The sequence below is a fragment of the Arthrobacter sp. UCD-GKA genome, from assembly GCF_001863355.1.
Taxonomy (GTDB): domain Bacteria; phylum Actinomycetota; class Actinomycetes; order Actinomycetales; family Micrococcaceae; genus Paeniglutamicibacter.
Genome location: NZ_MOLR01000032.1, coordinates 1 through 677, shown reverse-complemented (window position 1 = coordinate 677; position 677 = coordinate 1). Strand labels below are relative to the sequence as shown.

Genomic DNA, 677 nt, shown 5'->3' with positions numbered 1-677 from the left:
CCCCCGGCGGGTGCCGGGGGCCGGGAACGGGCGTTAAGCATCGGAACCCCCAAGCCACAGGCTTGGGGGTTCCGGGACAGGGTGTCCGGCGGTGACCTACTCTCCCACACCCTCCCGAGTGCAGTACCATCGGCGCGGTGGGTCTTAGCTTCCGGGTTCGGTATGGGACCGGGCGTTTCCCCCACGCTATGACCGCCGTAACTCTAGCCACGCACTGCCCGGACAGGGTCCGGGGGCGTGAAAAATGGGTTACGACCACAATAGTGGTTGTTGTGTTGTTGTGGTTCCGCGACAACAGGGTTGTTGTTTCGGGACCGCATAGTGGACGCAGCGTATCTTGCCAACCACCCCGGAGGGGTGGTGTGGTGTTTGTGGTTGAAGTTGTCGGCCTATTAGTACGGGTCAGCTTCACGAGTCTTTGGTCCTCGCTTCCACATCCCGCCTATCAACCCAGTGGTCTGGCTGGGGGCCTCTCGCCACACAAGGTGGCGTGGAAATCTCATCTTGAAGTGGGCTTCCCGCTTAGATGCTTTCAGCGGTTATCCCTTCCGAACGTAGCTAATCAGCGGTGCACTTGGCAGTACAACTGACACACCAGAGGTTCGTCCGTCCCGGTCCTCTCGTACTAAGGACGTCCCGGTCCTCTCGTACTAAGGACAGCCCTTCTCAAATTTCCT

Annotated in this window: 2 rRNA genes; both read right to left on the bottom strand. The window is 59.8% G+C overall.

Annotated elements, in window-relative coordinates:
• Window positions 1-83: 83 nt before the first annotated feature.
• A 5S ribosomal RNA gene (rrf, locus tag BLJ79_RS22200) occupies window positions 84-200 on the bottom strand.
• A 171-nt stretch (window positions 201-371) separates the two neighbouring features.
• Window positions 372-677, bottom strand: a 23S ribosomal RNA gene (locus BLJ79_RS23620); the annotation flags it as partial.